This is a genomic window from Streptomyces sp. NPDC038213, from assembly GCF_055600495.1.
In genome coordinates this window covers 1-14443 of sequence record NZ_JBVJYM010000019.1, presented here as the reverse complement: position 1 = coordinate 14443, position 14443 = coordinate 1, and the positions used below count along the sequence as shown (strand labels likewise).

The 14443-nt window shown below is 75.4% G+C and carries 12 protein-coding genes; 5 read left to right on the top strand and 7 right to left on the bottom strand.

Going from position 1 to position 14443, the window contains the following annotated elements; all coding sequences use genetic code 11:
- A complete protein-coding gene (locus tag ACZ7JZ_RS23660; protein WP_470942599.1) occupies positions 1–3549 on the top strand; it encodes a S8 family serine peptidase in 3549 nt (1182 codons plus the stop codon).
- Positions 3550–3752: 203 nt separating this feature from the next.
- Here the strand turns inward: ACZ7JZ_RS23660 and ACZ7JZ_RS23655 are convergent, their stop codons facing one another.
- From ACZ7JZ_RS23655 to ACZ7JZ_RS23640, 4 genes are all read right to left on the bottom strand, one after another.
- The gene (locus ACZ7JZ_RS23655) at positions 3753–4811 is read right to left on the bottom strand and encodes a MerR family transcriptional regulator (protein ID WP_470942598.1); all 1059 of its coding nucleotides are present in this window, start codon (positions 4809–4811) and stop codon (positions 3753–3755) included.
- Positions 4812–4817: 6 nt separating this feature from the next.
- Positions 4818–5480 carry a HEAT repeat domain-containing protein gene (locus ACZ7JZ_RS23650; RefSeq protein WP_470942801.1) on the bottom strand — a complete coding sequence of 221 codons (663 nt, stop codon included), beginning with the start codon at positions 5478–5480 and terminating at the stop codon, positions 4818–4820.
- Between the two features lie 120 nt (positions 5481–5600).
- Positions 5601–5879, bottom strand: a complete 279-nt coding sequence (locus ACZ7JZ_RS23645) for a hypothetical protein (RefSeq protein ID WP_470942597.1) — start codon at positions 5877–5879, stop codon at positions 5601–5603.
- A gap of 82 nt (positions 5880–5961) precedes the next feature.
- Positions 5962–6492 (bottom strand): DUF6223 family protein, encoded by a 531-nt coding sequence (locus ACZ7JZ_RS23640; protein WP_470942594.1) that lies wholly within the window; start codon positions 6490–6492, stop codon positions 5962–5964.
- Between the two features lie 211 nt (positions 6493–6703).
- Between ACZ7JZ_RS23640 and ACZ7JZ_RS23635 the strand changes: the two genes are divergently transcribed.
- The 3 genes from ACZ7JZ_RS23635 (at position 6704) to ACZ7JZ_RS23625 (ending at position 9140) form a co-directional block, all read left to right on the top strand.
- Positions 6704–7849, top strand: a complete 1146-nt coding sequence (locus tag ACZ7JZ_RS23635) for a sensor histidine kinase (RefSeq protein WP_470942592.1) — start codon at positions 6704–6706, stop codon at positions 7847–7849.
- Entirely contained in the window at positions 7846–8520 is a 675-nt protein-coding gene (locus ACZ7JZ_RS23630; RefSeq protein WP_470942590.1) for a response regulator, read from the top strand. The genes ACZ7JZ_RS23635 and ACZ7JZ_RS23630 overlap by 4 nt, the downstream gene beginning before the upstream one ends.
- A gap of 137 nt (positions 8521–8657) precedes the next feature.
- Positions 8658–9140, top strand: a complete 483-nt coding sequence (locus tag ACZ7JZ_RS23625; protein WP_470942589.1) for a phospholipase — start codon at positions 8658–8660, stop codon at positions 9138–9140.
- Between the two features lie 178 nt (positions 9141–9318).
- Here the strand turns inward: ACZ7JZ_RS23625 and ACZ7JZ_RS23620 are convergent, their stop codons facing one another.
- Complete coding sequence (locus ACZ7JZ_RS23620; RefSeq protein ID WP_470942586.1) at positions 9319–10233, bottom strand: ABC transporter permease; 915 nt, start codon at positions 10231–10233, stop codon at positions 9319–9321.
- Positions 10230–13166, bottom strand: a complete 2937-nt coding sequence (locus ACZ7JZ_RS23615; protein ID WP_470942584.1) for an alpha/beta fold hydrolase — start codon at positions 13164–13166, stop codon at positions 10230–10232. The genes ACZ7JZ_RS23620 and ACZ7JZ_RS23615 overlap by 4 nt, the downstream gene beginning before the upstream one ends.
- A 269-nt stretch (positions 13167–13435) precedes the next feature.
- Here ACZ7JZ_RS23615 and ACZ7JZ_RS23610 point away from each other — a divergent pair, with 269 nt between their 5' ends.
- Positions 13436–14074: a carbonic anhydrase gene (locus ACZ7JZ_RS23610; RefSeq protein WP_470942581.1), complete on the top strand. Its 639-nt coding sequence runs from the start codon at positions 13436–13438 to the stop codon at positions 14072–14074.
- A 117-nt stretch (positions 14075–14191) separates the two neighbouring features.
- Here ACZ7JZ_RS23610 and ACZ7JZ_RS23605 read toward each other — a convergent pair.
- A partial coding sequence (locus ACZ7JZ_RS23605; protein WP_470942580.1) for a fasciclin domain-containing protein occupies positions 14192–14443 on the bottom strand: 252 nt, incomplete at its 5' end.

The window sequence follows — 14443 nt, the reverse complement described above, 5'->3', positions numbered from 1 at the left end:
GTGGCACGACGCAGAACCGCACTACGCACCACCCTGGCCGCGCTCACCAGCGCGGCCCTCTTACCCCTCGGCGCCGGGGTCGCGGCCGCCGCCCCCGAGCCCGGACCGACCCCCACCGCGGCCCAGCTCAAGATCGAGGCCGAGCTGCGCGCCGAGTTCGAGGACGAGGGCAAGACGGCCTTCTGGGTCTACCTCGACACCAAGGCCGACCTGACCTCCGCCACCCGCCAGCGCAGCCGCGCCGGCAAGGCCGAGGCGGTCATGAGGGCCAAGAAGGACCACGCCGCCCGCACCCAGGCCGGGCTGCTCAAGGCCCTCGAAGGGGCCGGCGCCGACCACACCTCGTACTGGATCGTCAACGCCGTACGCGTCGTCGGCAGCGGCAAGCTCGCCGAGAACCTCGCCAAGCGCCCCGAGGTCGCGACCATCCAGACCGACGACAAGCTGAGCCTGCCCAAGCCCAAGGAGGGCAGCCGGGAGGCCGCGGCCGACGCCGTCGAGTGGAACGTCGACCGCATCAACGCCCCCCGGGTGTGGGAGCAGTACGGGGTCCGCGGCGAGGGCATCGTCGTCGCCAACATCGACAGCGGCGTCGACCACACGCACCCCGCGCTCGCCGCCGCGTACCGCGGCCGCGCCGCGGACGGCTCGCTGGACCACAACTACAGCTGGTTCGACCCGGCCGGGGTCTGCTCCGGCGCCGCGCCCTGCGACAACAACGACCACGGCACCCACACCATGGGCACGATGGTCGGCGACGACGGCGGGGCCAACAAGACGGGCGTCGCCCCCGGCGCGAAGTGGATCGCGGCCAAGGGCTGCGAGTCCAGCTCCTGCTCCGAGTCCTCCCTGCTGGCCTCCGGGCAGTGGATCATCGCCCCGACCGACCTCGCCGGCCGCAACCCGCGCCCCGACCTCGCCCCCCACATCGTGAACAACTCCTGGGGCAGCTCGGCACACGACGAGTGGTACCAGGAGATCGTCGCCGCCTGGCGGGCGGCGGGCATCTTCCCGGCCTTCTCCAACGGCAACTCCGGCCCCGGATGCGCCACCAGCGGCTCCCCGGGCGACTACGCGGCCTCGTACAGCTCGGGCGCGTTCGACATCAACAACAACATCGCCTCGTTCTCCTCGCGCGGCGCCGCCCCGAACGGCACGGTCAAGCCGAACATCGCGGCCCCGGGCGTCAACGTGCGCTCCTCCGTGCCCGGCGGCTACGACTCCTTCTCGGGCACCTCCATGGCCTCCCCGCACACCGCCGCCACCGTGGCCCTGGTGTGGTCCGCCGCGCCCGCCCTCGAAGGCGACGTGGCGGCGACCGAGGCGCTGCTCGACGGCACGGCCGTGGACACCGCGAACACCACCTGCGGCGGCAGCGCGGCCGACAACAACGTCTTCGGCGAAGGCCGCCTCGACGCCCTCGCCGCCGTGACGAACGCCCCGCGCGGAGCCACCGGCGCCCTCGCCGGAACCGTCCGCTCCGGCGGCGAGCCCGTCGCCGGTGCCAAGGTCACCGCCGACGGCCCGATCGACCGTACGACCACCACCGCCGCGGACGGCACGTACACCTTCCCGGCCCTGTCCGTCGGTGCGTACGACCTCACCGCGGGCAAGTTCGGCTACGGCCAGGAGACCGCCGCCGCCACCGTCACCGAAGGGGCCACCGCCACCGGGGACTTCACCCTGGTGCAGGCGCCCTCCGCCACCGTGACCGGAACGGTCTCTTCCGGAGCCGGCCCGGCCGCCGGCGCGAGCATCACCGTCGCCGACACCCCCGTCACGGCCACCGCCGACGCCCAGGGCCGCTTCGAGGTGGTCCTGCCCCACGGCGCGTACGAGATCCGGGCCGGCCACACCTCCCGCTGCGTCACCGCCGGGAGCACCCGGGTCACCGTCGCCGCCGACACCACCGTCGCCGTGACCCTGCCCGACCGCACCGACGGCTACGGGTACGCCTGCGCCGCCGGCGACCAGCCGTACGCCGCCGGCGACCGGCAGCTCGCGCTCACCGGCGACAACGCCACCGAGCGCGTCCCGCTGCCCTTCCCCGTACCGCTGTACGGCACCACGTACGGCGCCGCCTGGGTGAGCACCAACGGCACCGTCAGCTTCGGCGGCGCCCACGGCGGCGACATCAACGGCGACCTGCCCTCCACCGCCACCCCGAACGCCGCCCTCTACCCGATGTGGGACGACCTCGTCGTCGGCGCGGCCGGCACCGGCTCCGGCATCTTCACCTCGGTCTCCGGCCAGGCCCCGCACCGGGTCTTCACCGTCGAGTGGCGGCAGGTCTCCCACTGGTCCGCACAGAGCGACAAGTTCTCCTTCTCCGCCGCCATCGGCGAGGACGGCCGCGTGACCTACCACTACAAGGGCACCACCGGCACCGGCATCAAGGGCGGCTCCAGCGCCACCATCGGCGTCGAGAACGCGACCGGCACGGACGCCTTCAAGTACTCCCACAACACCGCCGTCCTCTCCGACGGCCTGTCCGTCTCCTTCCGCACCACCCGCAGCGGCGTCGTCACCGGCCGGGTGCTCGACGCCAACGACGGCAACGGCGTCGCCGGGGCCACCGTCACCGTCGGCACCGGAACCGGCGCCGTCACGGCGACCACCGCGGCCGACGGCGGGTACGTCGTCCAGAGCGCGTCCGGGTCCCAGCAGGTCGCCGTCACCGCGCCCGCCTACCAGAGCGAGCAGGTCACGGTGCAGGTCGACGCCGACGCGGTCACCGGCGTCACCCGCTTCCTGAAGACCGGCAAGGTCACCGCCTCCCGGCAGTCCCTGGAGGTCGTCGCCCCGCCGGAGCAGAAGCGCACCCGCACCCTGGAGCTGACCAACCCCGGCTTCGGCACGGCGTACACGGTCGCCGAGGACGCGGCCTGGCTGTCCGTCACCCCCGCCGCGGGCGAACTGCCCACCGGCGGGAAGGCCGCCCTGGCCCTCGCCGTCGACACGGCGGGCCTGGCCCCCGGCACGGTCCTCACCGCCGATCTGAAGATCACCTCGGCCAGCGGCCGCACCCCGGTGCTGACCGTGCCCGTCAAGGTCGTCGTCCCGCGCTACCAGGCCGCCCTCGACGCCGGATCGAACTACTCCGGTACGGACGTCCTCGGCGACACCTGGTCCCCGGACCGCAAGTACACCCCCGGCTCCTACGGCTACCAGGGCACCTCGTCCACCAAGGCCACCGGCGCCACCATCAACGGCACCGAGGAGCAGCGGCTCTACCGCAACGCCCGCGAGGGCATGTACGAGTACCGCTTCGACAACGTGCCCAACGGCACCTACACCGTGGAGCTCGGCTTCGCGGAACTGTCCAGCACCCGCCCCAACAAGCGCGTCTTCGACGTGCTGGCCGAGGGCGTACAGGTCCTGCCCGCCCTCGACATCTCCCTGGAGGCCGGCACCTACACGGCCCTGTCCCGGACGTACACGGTCACCGTCACCGACGGAGTCCTCAACGTCCGCTTCGTGGCCCGCAGCGGATACGGCAAGCCGCTGGTCAACCTGCTCCGCGTGACGGAGCGCCCCGACCGGACCTGATCCGTCCGTCCGGCCTCGCGACGTGAGGCGCACTTCCACAGCGAGGTGCACGTCGCAGTGAGGCGCACTCCGCAGTGAGGCGGGCCGCCCCCGCTCCCGGTGACCCCGGGGGCGGGGGCCGACCCGTCCGGCGGCGGGATCCCCGGGCCGGCCCGAGCGACCGAAGCGACCGAAGCGACTGTCGTACCGGAACGGGGGCACGGTCAGCCCCCCTCCCCCTCCCGGAGGGTGAGGACGTACGCGGCCGTCAGCGCGACCGCGCGGTCCTGGTCACGGGACAGGGCGGCGAGCGCCCGTGCGGCCGTCTCCCCCGGTACGTCCGCGAGCGCCTGCGTCAGCCGCAGCCGCGCGGCCGCCCCGGCGGCGGGCGCTGCCGCAGTGCCGGGAGTGCCTGTAGCGCCGGGGTCCACCGGAACGGCGGCGCGGCCGGCCAGCCCGGACGCGATCCGCTCCGCCACGGCGGGATCGCCCGCCAGGAGGCCCAGGGCGTCCGAGGCATCGGCGTCGTTGCGGTTCTCGACGATCATGTCGATGAGCACCGGGACCGCCTCCGCCACCCCCCGCGCCCCGAGCGCCAGCGCCGCGTACCCGCCGACCACCGGGTCGGGGTGCGCGAGCGCGTCCCGCAGCAGCGCGGTCGCCCCCGGGCCCGGGAGCTCGGCCAGCGACCGCACCGCCCGCACCCGCACCCCGGCGTCCGGCGCGTCCAGCGCCTGCGCCAGCAGCGCCGCCGCCGTGTCCCCGGCCGACCGGGCCAGGGTCCAGCGCAGGGCCCCGGCCACGCTCGGCTCGGACTCGCCCAGCACGGCCTCGACCAGCGCCTCCACCGGTACGGGCACCTCCTCGCCCGCCGACAGCGCCGCCTGCTGCCGCACCCCGGCGCTCTCCGAGCCCAGCGCGCGCAGCAGCGGCAGGATCTGCAGGACCTCCTCCCAGCCGGCGGGCTCCGCGGACCCGATCCGCTCCAGCCGGGCCAGCAGCTCCGACTCCTGCGCGATGCGCTCGCGCGTCCCGCGGATCAGCTCGCCGAGGAGATCGGCGGGGGCGAACCCGGGGTCGTCCAGGGCCCGCCCGACCTCCCGCAGCGGCAGCCCCAGCGACCGCAGGCTCTCGATGTGGAAGATCCGCCGCACGTCCTCGCCCGAGTACTCCCGATAACCGGAACCCGTGCGCTCCGAGGGCCGGAGCAGCCCCAGCGACTCGTAGTGCCGCAGCATCCGGGCACTGACCCCCGAGCGCCGGGCCACCTCGCCGATCAGCAACCGCCCCTACCGCCCCTCCGTGTCGGCGGGCCCGCCGCGCACGACGGCGACCCGCTTCGCCTCCTCCACCGCGGACCCGGAACCGGAATCCGGGTCCAGCCACAGCTGCCGGGTCGCCAGCGCGTGCGCGCGGACCCGGGGATCGGGATCGGCGGCCCCGGCCTCCAGTACGGGCACGAGCGCCGCCTCCCCGAGCGCGATCAGCGCCCGGCTCAGGCTCAACTGCGTCTCGTACGCCCCGCGCCGCCCGAGCTGCGCCGCCAACCCTACGGCCAGCGCCCGCTCCCCGCCCTCGGGCACGAGCGCGACGGCCGCCCGCCACGCCGTACGGGCCACCTCGTCGTCGGGGTCGGCCAGCAGCTCCGCGGTGACCGCCGGCCAGGCCGACCGGTCCCCGATCTTGGACAGCGTGTGCAGCGCCTGGCTGCGGGCCTGCGCCCGCCCGGACCGCACCTCGGCCACCAGCAGCGGCAGCACCGCGTCCGCGGGGTGCCGGATCAGCGCCCAGGTCAGCATCTCGCGCACGGAGAAGTCCGGCTCCACACCGCACCGCCCGACCAGCACCCCCACGTACGCCGGGTCCGGCGCCGCCCCCGCGGCCATGGCCGCCCGCAGCCGCACCGACGCCCTCCCGTCCCCCAGCGCCCGCCCGACCTGCTCTTCCGTCATGATCACCGTGACCACCTCCGGCCCCCACTGAAGCCCTTGCCACGGTGTCAAGGTCAAGCGCCGGCGCCCCGGCCCGCAGGGGAGCGGGCCGGGGGACCGGGGCGTACGGCTGCGGGCTTGCTAACTCCAGACGATGTCCCCCAGGACCCCGGTCCGGCCGGGCCCGTTCCAGATGACGTCGTCCAGGCCGGTCCGGCCGGGCCCGCTCCAGATGATGTCGTCCAGACCGGCACTGCTGGGTCCGTCCCACCCGGCGCCCGCGGCCGGGGCGGGGGACGGCGCCGCGGCTGCGGCATGGGCGGTGGACAGGGGAAGGAGGACGGCCGCGGCGGTCAGGGCGACGGCGGCGGCGACACGGGCCGCGTGCGGCTTCTGCTGGTGCATCTTCTTCGGCTTCATGCAGAGCACCGTGCCACCGGCCCCGGCCCCGCCGAAACGATGTAGCCCCGCCTTAAACGGCGGCCCCCGGTCCGGCCATCGGTCAGGTGGTACGGGTACGGGAACGGGGCCCGGTCCGGGGCCGGGACCGGTGCAGCGCGAGACCGCAGAGGGCGGTGCCCGCCAAGCCCAGGACCACGGCGACCACGGCACCCCCCAGGCCGTTGCCCGTACCGAGGCCGCCCGAGGCGGTGGCCGTCACCGCGCCGCCCAGGAGGGTCCCGGACAGCGCCGCCGCCAGGCCCCGGGCCGCGGCGCGGCGGCCCGGACCGGAGGAGGTGCGGCCAGTGGCCCGGGCGAGCGCCGAGGCGCCGACGACCGCACCGGCCAGAGCCGCCAGCGCGGCCACGACGGCCCCGATGCGTCCAGCGCTCATGGTGTACACGCCGGCGGCGGCGACCTGCGCGTGTCCGTCCGTCCCCGGAACGGCCGCTGCGGCGGCGGCACTTGCACCGCACGCGAGGAGGAGGGAGGCGCCCGCGGCCGCGGCGAGGACGGAACGGAACCGGAGCACCGGACGGGCAGGCGCGGCAGAGACGTCGGGCGTGGCGGGCACGGCAGGCGCGGGGTTCACGGCGGGCTCCTTCGGGTGGACGGCGGCGGCGCCGGGGGTGCGGCGCATTCCGAGCATCGCCGCGGGACCGCCCGCCGGTCGTCCCCCGGGCGTGGACAGTCCGCCCTGCCGCGCCTGCGGCAGCCGGCCCGCCGGGTACCGCGGATGCAGTAGCCAACAGACCGTCCACAGGCAGGAGTCGTCCTCCCGCGGATCCGGCTACCGTGCATCCATGGCTACTGGAGGGCGGCCCGCGGTCCGGGCCGGTGCCGTGGACTGGGTGATCGCCGCGGGTGTGGCCGCGGCGCTGCTGCTGACCGGCGGGTCCGGGGGCCGGCCGGAGGCCGCCGCCCCGGGCGCCGAGCTGCTCGGGTACGTGCTGCTGGCCGCCGGCGGGCTCGTACTGGCCGCGCGCCGCCGCGCCCCGGTCGCGGTGCTGGCCGTCACCGGGGCCTGCGCGGCCGGGTACCAGGCCGCCGGGTTCGACGTACCGGCCGTCGGGTACCTCTTCGCGGTGTACGCGGCCGTGCGGGCGGGGCGGCGTACGGTCGCGGTCGCCGTCAGCGTGGCCGTGCTCGCCTGCCTGCCCCTCGCGGCCCTCGTCTCCGGACTGCACGACACCGGCCAGGCCTTCGCGCAGGCGCGCGGCGCCCTCGAAATAGCGTGGCTGATTGCAGCCGGGGCCGCGGGGGAGGCCCTGCGGCAGGCCGAGCGCCGCGCCGACGAGGCCGAGCGCACCCGCGAGGAGACCGCTCGCCGCCGCGCCGACGAGGAGCGCCTGCGCATCGCGCGCGAGCTGCACGACTCGCTCACCCACCAGATATCCGTGATCAAAGTGCAGGCCGAGGTCGCGGTCCACGTGGCCCGCAAGCGCGGCGAGACGGTCCCGGAAGCCCTGCTCGCCATCCAGGAGGCCGGCCGGGAGGCGGCGCGGGAGCTGCGGGCCACCCTCGAGGCGCTGCGCGACGAGGACCGCGACACGGCGCCGCCGCGCGGACTGGACGAGGTACCGGAACTGGTCGCGCGGGCACGCACGTTCGGCCTGGACGCGACGCTGACGGTGGACGGGCCGCTGCCGGACGTACCCGCCGCCGTGGCCCGGACCGTGTACCGGATCGTGCAGGAGTCGCTCACCAACGTCGCCCGGCACGCCGGGGCCGCGACCGCGTCCGTGCGCATCGACTCCCGGCCCGGTGCCCTCTCCGTCCGGATCGACGACGACGGCACGGCCGCAGCGGACACGGTGCCCGCCCCCGGGGTCGGACTCCTCGGCATGCGCGAGAGGGTCACCGCCCTCGGCGGCCGGCTGCGCGCCGAACCGCGCACCGGCGGCGGGTTCACCGTCCACGCGGACCTGCCCGTGGAGCGCGCCGGATGATCCGCGTCCTGCTGGCCGACGACCAGGCGCTGATCCGCAGCGGATTCCGCGCGCTCCTCGACCTCGAGGACGACATCCGCGTGGTGGCCGAGGCTTCCGACGGGGCCCAGGCGGTGGACCTGGCACGGCAGCACCTGCCCGACGTCGTCCTCCTCGACATCCAGATGCCCGGCACCGACGGCATCGAGGCCACCCGCCGCATCGCGGCCGACCCCGCGCTGTCCGCGGTCCACGTGGTCATCCTCACCAACTACGGCATGGACTCCTACGTCCTGGACGCCCTGCGCGCCGGTGCGGCCGGCTTCCTGGTCAAGGACGTGCTCCCGGAGGACTTCCTGCACGCCGTGCGGGTGGCGGCCCGCGGCGACGCCCTGCTCGCCCCGGCGATCACCCGCAGGCTGATCGAGCGGTACGTCGGCCGGCAGCTCCCCGAACCCGCCGCGGGCGCCCTCGCGGAACTGACCGCACGGGAACGCGAAGCGGTGGCCCTCGCCGCCCGCGGCCTGTCCAACGACGAGATCGCCGGCACCATGGTCATCACCCCCATGACCGCGAAGACCCACGTCAACCGTGCCATGACCAAGCTCCGCGCCCGCGACCGCGCCCAGCTCGTCGTCTTCGCCTACGCATCCGGCCTGGTGGTCCCGCGCGGTCCCCTCCACGAACCCTGACACCCCCTCAAGAAGCAGCCGCCACGCCGCTGTAACCGCGGGTACAGCGGCGCTACAGCGGCGCGATATCGTGCGCTCCCACTCTGTGAGGCACCGCGCCGGGGCCGTCCCGGCGCCCCTCAACCGGGAGTTCCCCCATGCGCAGTCGTCTTGCCGCTCTCGTGGCCGCCCCCGCCGCGGCGCTCCTCGCCCTCGCCACCCCCGCCTCCGCCGCCCCCTCGGACAAGCCGCAGGTCCTCAGCAGCTGGACGCAGACCAGCGCGTCCAGCTACAACGCCTGGGTCTCGGCGAAGAACAACAAGGGCGCCTGGTCGGCGTACGGATTCGACTGGTCGACCGACTACTGCTCCTCGTCCCCCGACAACCCCTTCGGCTTCCCCTTCCAGACCGCCTGCGCCCGCCACGACTTCGGCTACCGCAACTACAAGGCCGCCGGCACCTTCAGCTCCAACAAGGCCCGCCTCGACGACGCGTTCTACGCCGACCTCAAGCGGGTGTGCGCCGCCTACTCGGGCGCGAAGAAGACCTCCTGCGACTCCACGGCCTGGACCTACTACCAGGCCGTCAAGGCCTTCGGCTTCACCTCCGCGGTCGACGGCACGGCCTCCGTCAACAGCTGACGGTCCGCCCCCCCGCACCACCCCCCGGCTGACCGGATCCGGCCGGAGACCGCCCCTCCCGCGGACTCCGACCGGTTCGCCGGGGGCCGGACCCCGGCGGTAAGCGGTGGCCCCGCATACGGCGGCGCCCCGGGGGAGTGCCCCGGGGCGCCGTCGCCTTCGCCGTTTGACCGGTGGGTCAGGAGACCACGTCCTTGTGGGCGAAGCCGCGGAAGGCGAGGGCGAAGAGGATGATCGCGAAGGTGAGCGAGACCGAGGTGCCCTTGACCATGCCGGTCCATTCGATCTGCGGCTGGAGGGCGTCCGCCCAGGCGAACTGCCAGTGGGCCGGGAGGATCTCGCGCCAGTTGCCGAGGGCGGTCACGGCGTCCAGGACGTTCCCCACGATCGTCAGGCCGACCGCCCCGCCCACCGCGCCCAGCGGTGCGTCCGTGCGGGTCGACAGCCAGAACGCCAGGCCCGCCGTCACCAGCTGCGAGACGAAGACGAAGGCCACGGCGATCGCGAGCCGGGGCAGGATCGTTCCCGCCCCGGTCAGCGCGCCGCCGGTGGGCAGTTGCAGGGGGCCCCAGCCGTACGCCGCCGTGCCCGCGGCCAGGGCGACCACGGGCAGCAGCACCAGGGCCGCCAGGCTGAAGCCGAGGGCGACCACCAGCTTGCTCCACAGCAGCCGCGCCCGCGGCACCGGCGCGGCGAGCAGGTAGCGCAGGGAGGACCAGTTCGCCTCCGAGGCCACGGTGTCCCCGCAGAACAGCGCCACCGGGATCACCAGCAGGAAGCCCGCCGACACGAACAGGCAGGTGGCCGCGAAGTTCGCGCCGGAGGCCGTGGCCGTGTCGATCAGCGACACCCGGCCCGTACCGCCCCGGTCGTCGTCCGGGCCCCCGCCCACCGCGAAGGCGATGATCAGTACGAAGGGCAGCGCGGCCAGGATCCCGCCCATCACCAGGGTCCGGCGCCGCCGCCACTGCCGCAGCGCCTCCACCCGGACGGGAAGGGTGTGCCGGGCCCGGTAGCCCGGCGCGGCGGACCCGGCCGTCCCCGGCCCGGGGGCCGTCCGCGTGCCCGCGCTCGTGCTCGTGCTCGTGCTCATGCCGTACCTCCGATCAGGGTGAGGAAGGCGTCCTCCAGACGGCGGTGCGGTCCCACACCGCGCACCGGCACCTCCAGGCGCACCAGTTCCACGATCAGCTGCTCCGGGCCGGTCCCGTCCAGCCGCACGAGCAGCCCCTCCTCCGCCGGCACCGCCGACTCCACGCCCGGCAGGTCCGAGATCTTCGCCGCCAGCAGCTCGTCCACCGGCTCCGCCGTGGCCACCAGCACGGTGTCGCCCGCGCCGATGATCTCGGCGACCGGCCCGGCCGCCACCCGCCGACCCCGGTCCATGACGACCAGGTCCGTACAGGACTGCTCGACCTCGGACAGCAGGTGACTGGAAACGATCACGGTCCGCCCGGCGGCGGCGTACCGGATCATCACGTCCCGCATCTCGCGGATCTGCGGCGGGTCCAGCCCGTTCGTCGGCTCGTCCAGGATCAGCAGGTCCGGCAGCCCCAGCATCGCCTGCGCGATGGCCAGCCGCTGCCTCATGCCCTGCGAGTACGTGCGCACGGCCCGCTCCAGCGCATCGCCCAGGCCCGCGATCTCCAGGGCCTCGTCCAGGTGCGCGTCCCCGGCCGGCCGGCCCGTGGCCCGCCAGTACAGGTCCAGGTTGGCCCGGCCCGAGAGGTGCGGCAGGAAGCCCGCGCCCTCCACGAAGGCCCCGACCCGCGACAGCACCGGGGCACCCGGCCGGATCGGCTGACCGAACACCCGGATCTCGCCCGCGTCCGGGGTGATGAGCCCCATCAGCATCCGCAGCGTGGTCGTCTTGCCCGCGCCGTTGGGCCCGAGCAGGCCCAGGACCTGCCCGCGCTCCACGCGGAAGGACAGGTCCCGCACGGCGTACCGGTCCTTCGCCTTCGCGTAGCGCTTCGTCAGCCCGACGATCTCCAGGGGGAGTTCCGGATCCGGCGGCCCCAGATCCTGCGGCCCCGCGTCCTGCGGCCCCGTGTCGGCCTCCGCAGGAGCTCCGGCTTCCGCACCGCCGGATGCGCCGGATGCACCAGGTGTAGTGGATGCCCCGGATCCTCCTCCGTGTCCACGCCGTCCCGGCCGGCGGCGTACGCCGAGCAGGGCGGCCGCGAGCAGGACGGCCCCGGCGGGCAGGGCCCAGGTCCAGGTGGGCAGCCCGTCGCCGGTGGTCTCCAGGCCGGCGGCCACCGGGACGGCCAGCGGCCCGTCGAGCGCGACGGTGTACGCGGCGGGGGCCGCCGGGCTCGCGTAACCGAGGTCGGTGGCCGCGAGGACCAGCCGCAGCCGGTGCCCGGCCTCGAAGGAGTGGTCCACGGCCGGCAGCCGCACCGTCACCGTCTTCCCGGCCGGCCCGCCCGCGCCCTCGACCCGCACGGGCGCGACGAGCTGGCGCGGCAGCAGCTGCCGCCGCCCGTCCGGCGAGACGTCGTACACCTTGGCGAACAGCACCGCCGAGCCGTCCCGCGCCGTCGAGCGCACCCGCACGCCGACGCTCGGGCTGCCCGTCAGCCGCAGGTCCGCGGCCAGCGGCTCCGATTCGAACCGGGCGTGCTGGCCGGGGAAGTCCAAGGCGAAACCGGTGCCCAAGCCGGCCAGCTGGCCGCCGATCCCGGGCAGGGCCGACAGCGCCGGAGGCGCGCCGCCCGCGGGATTGGCGAAGGTCTGCTCGCGGCCCGCGAGCGCGAGCTCACGCGCCGGGCCCCCGTCACCGGACAGGCCCGGGTAGCGGTCACCGCTCGCCCCGCGCAGGGCGACGGCACCGTTCGTGGAGTCGATGCCGCCGGTACGGCTGACCCGGAACACCGGGCCCGCGGCGCCGGGACCGGCCTGCGAAGACCCCTTCGCCCCGCTCGCCCCGTCCGTCTTGAGGTACCGGTCGAACCAGGCCTCGACCCGGCCCCCGATCCGGTCCGCCTCGTCCGGACCGCCGTCGTGGCCGCCGGCCGCCCAGTCCACCGCCACCGGCGCGCCGTTCGCCGCCAGCGCCCGCGCCATCGCATCGGCCTGGTCCAGCGGGAAGAGCGAGTCCGACTGCCCCTGCACGATCAGCGCGGGCACCTTGATCCGGTCCGCGACCGCCGAGGGGCTGCGCGCCTCCAGGAGCGCCCGCGCCGCGGCGTCCGGCTTCCCGGCCACCGCCACCCGGTCGTACATCGCGCACAGCTCGGGCTGGAAGCGCCCGCACCCGGGCGGCCCGGCGGCCCCGGGCGCGGCACCCGCCGCCCGCCCGGCACCGGACCCGGCACCTCGGGGCTCCGTACCCGTACCCGTACCGGAATCCGTACCGGGGACCATGCCCGCGCCCGCGCCGGCGCCCGCCGACCCGGTGGTGAAGAAGATCCCGGCCCACAGCTTCTTGAACACGTCCTGCGGGAACAGCGCGTCGGCCAGGTTCCAGTACGTGATCTGCGGCGCGATGGCGTCCACCCGGCGGTCGTACCCGGCCGCCAGCAGCGACACGGCCCCGCCGTACGAGGCTCCCGCGATCCCGACGCGGGGGTCGCCCGCCCCGTCCAGCCGCACCTCCGGCCGCTTCGCGAGCCAGTCGAGCAGCCGCGACACGTCCGCGACCTCGTAGCGCGGGTCGTTGAGGCCGATCGACCCGCCCGAGCGGCCGAATCCGCGCGCCGACCAGGTCAGCACGGCGTAACCGGAGCGCGCCAGCCCCTCGGCCTGCTCCCGCAGGTCCTCCTTGGAACCGCCGAAACCGTGGGCCAGCAGGACCGCGGGCCGGCGCCCGGCCGGGTCCCCGGCGGTGAAGTACGAGGCGTCGACCGAGGCCCCCGGCATCGGGAACCGCCGGTCCTCGCGCCGTACGTCGCCGGAGCCGCCGCCGGACCCGGCAGTGGCGGCCGTCGCCGTGACGCCCCCCGCGGCCAGGGCCAGCGCGGCGGCGCCCGCCGCCCACGCACGGCGCCCCCGCAAGCGGAACAGAGGTGATCGGATCTTCATGTCACGCACCCTAGACGCCCGCCCGCCCCCACCCGAGCGACCTCAGACTGATCCCCGCCGCCCCCGCATACCGCGGACGCGGTACACACGCGGTCGCGCCACCGTCCGCGCCCGCACCCGGCACCCCCGGCCGGCACCCGGCCAGCGCGCCGGATCCCCCGCTGCCGACCCGCCCCCAACCCCGTCCCCCCGCCCGCTTCCCGACCCGCCGTCCGCGACCCGCCGACCCCGCCCTTCGCCGCGCCGGGCGGGGGCCGTAGCCTGCGGCCATGAGCCTGGAACCCTCCCACCCCACCCCGTCCGAGGCGCTCGCCCTCCTGCTGGCAGGCAACCACCGGTTCGTCGCCGGCACCTCCGAGCACCCCAATCAGGACGCCGCCCGCCGCGCCGAGACCGCGCCGGGCCAGACGCCGTTCGCCGTGCTGTTCGGCTGTTCCGACTCCCGTCTCGCCGCCGAGATCATCTTCGACCGCGGCCTCGGCGACCTGTTCGTCGTCCGCACGGCCGGGCACGTGACGGGCGCGGAGGTGCTCGGCAGCATCGAGTACGGCGTCAGCGTGCTGGGCGCCCCCCTGGTCGTCGTCCTCGGCCACGACTCCTGCGGCGCGGTCGCGGCGACCCGCGGCGCCCTGGCCGACGGTGTGGCCGCGACCGGCTACGTGCGCGACGTCATCGAGCGCGTCACGCCCAGCGTCCTGGCGGCCCGCGCGGCCGGTCTCACCGACGAGGACGACATCATCGCCGAGCACATCCGGCACACCGTCGACCTCCTCCTCGACCGCTCCCGCGTGCTCGCCGACCAGGTCGCCGCCGGGCGGACGGCCGTGGTGGGCCTGTCGTACCGGCTGACCGACGGCAGCGCCCGCGTCGTCACCCTCCGCGGCCTCCCGCAGGAGGCCGCGGCCTGACACACCGGCCCGCCGGGCGCCCCGACGCCACCCGTGCCCGTACGCAGATGTCGATGCGTACGGGCACGGGCGTATGCGCAGGACGGGGCGGCAGCCGCTGCCGCTCCCGCTGTGGGGCTACTTCGGCATCAGGACGGTGTCGATGATGTAGACGTTGGCGTTGGCGGTCTTGACGTTGCCGCAGACGACGTTGGCGGTGTCGTTGACCTTGTAGGCCTCGCCGGAGCCGGTGGTGGTGACCATGCCCTTCTGGAGGGTTTCGAAGCTGCCGCTTTCGAGCTGCTGGGGGGTGAGCTTCTGGCCGACGACGTGGTAGGTGAGGATCTTGGTGAGGGTGGCCTTGTCGGCGAGGACCTTGTCGAGGTCGGC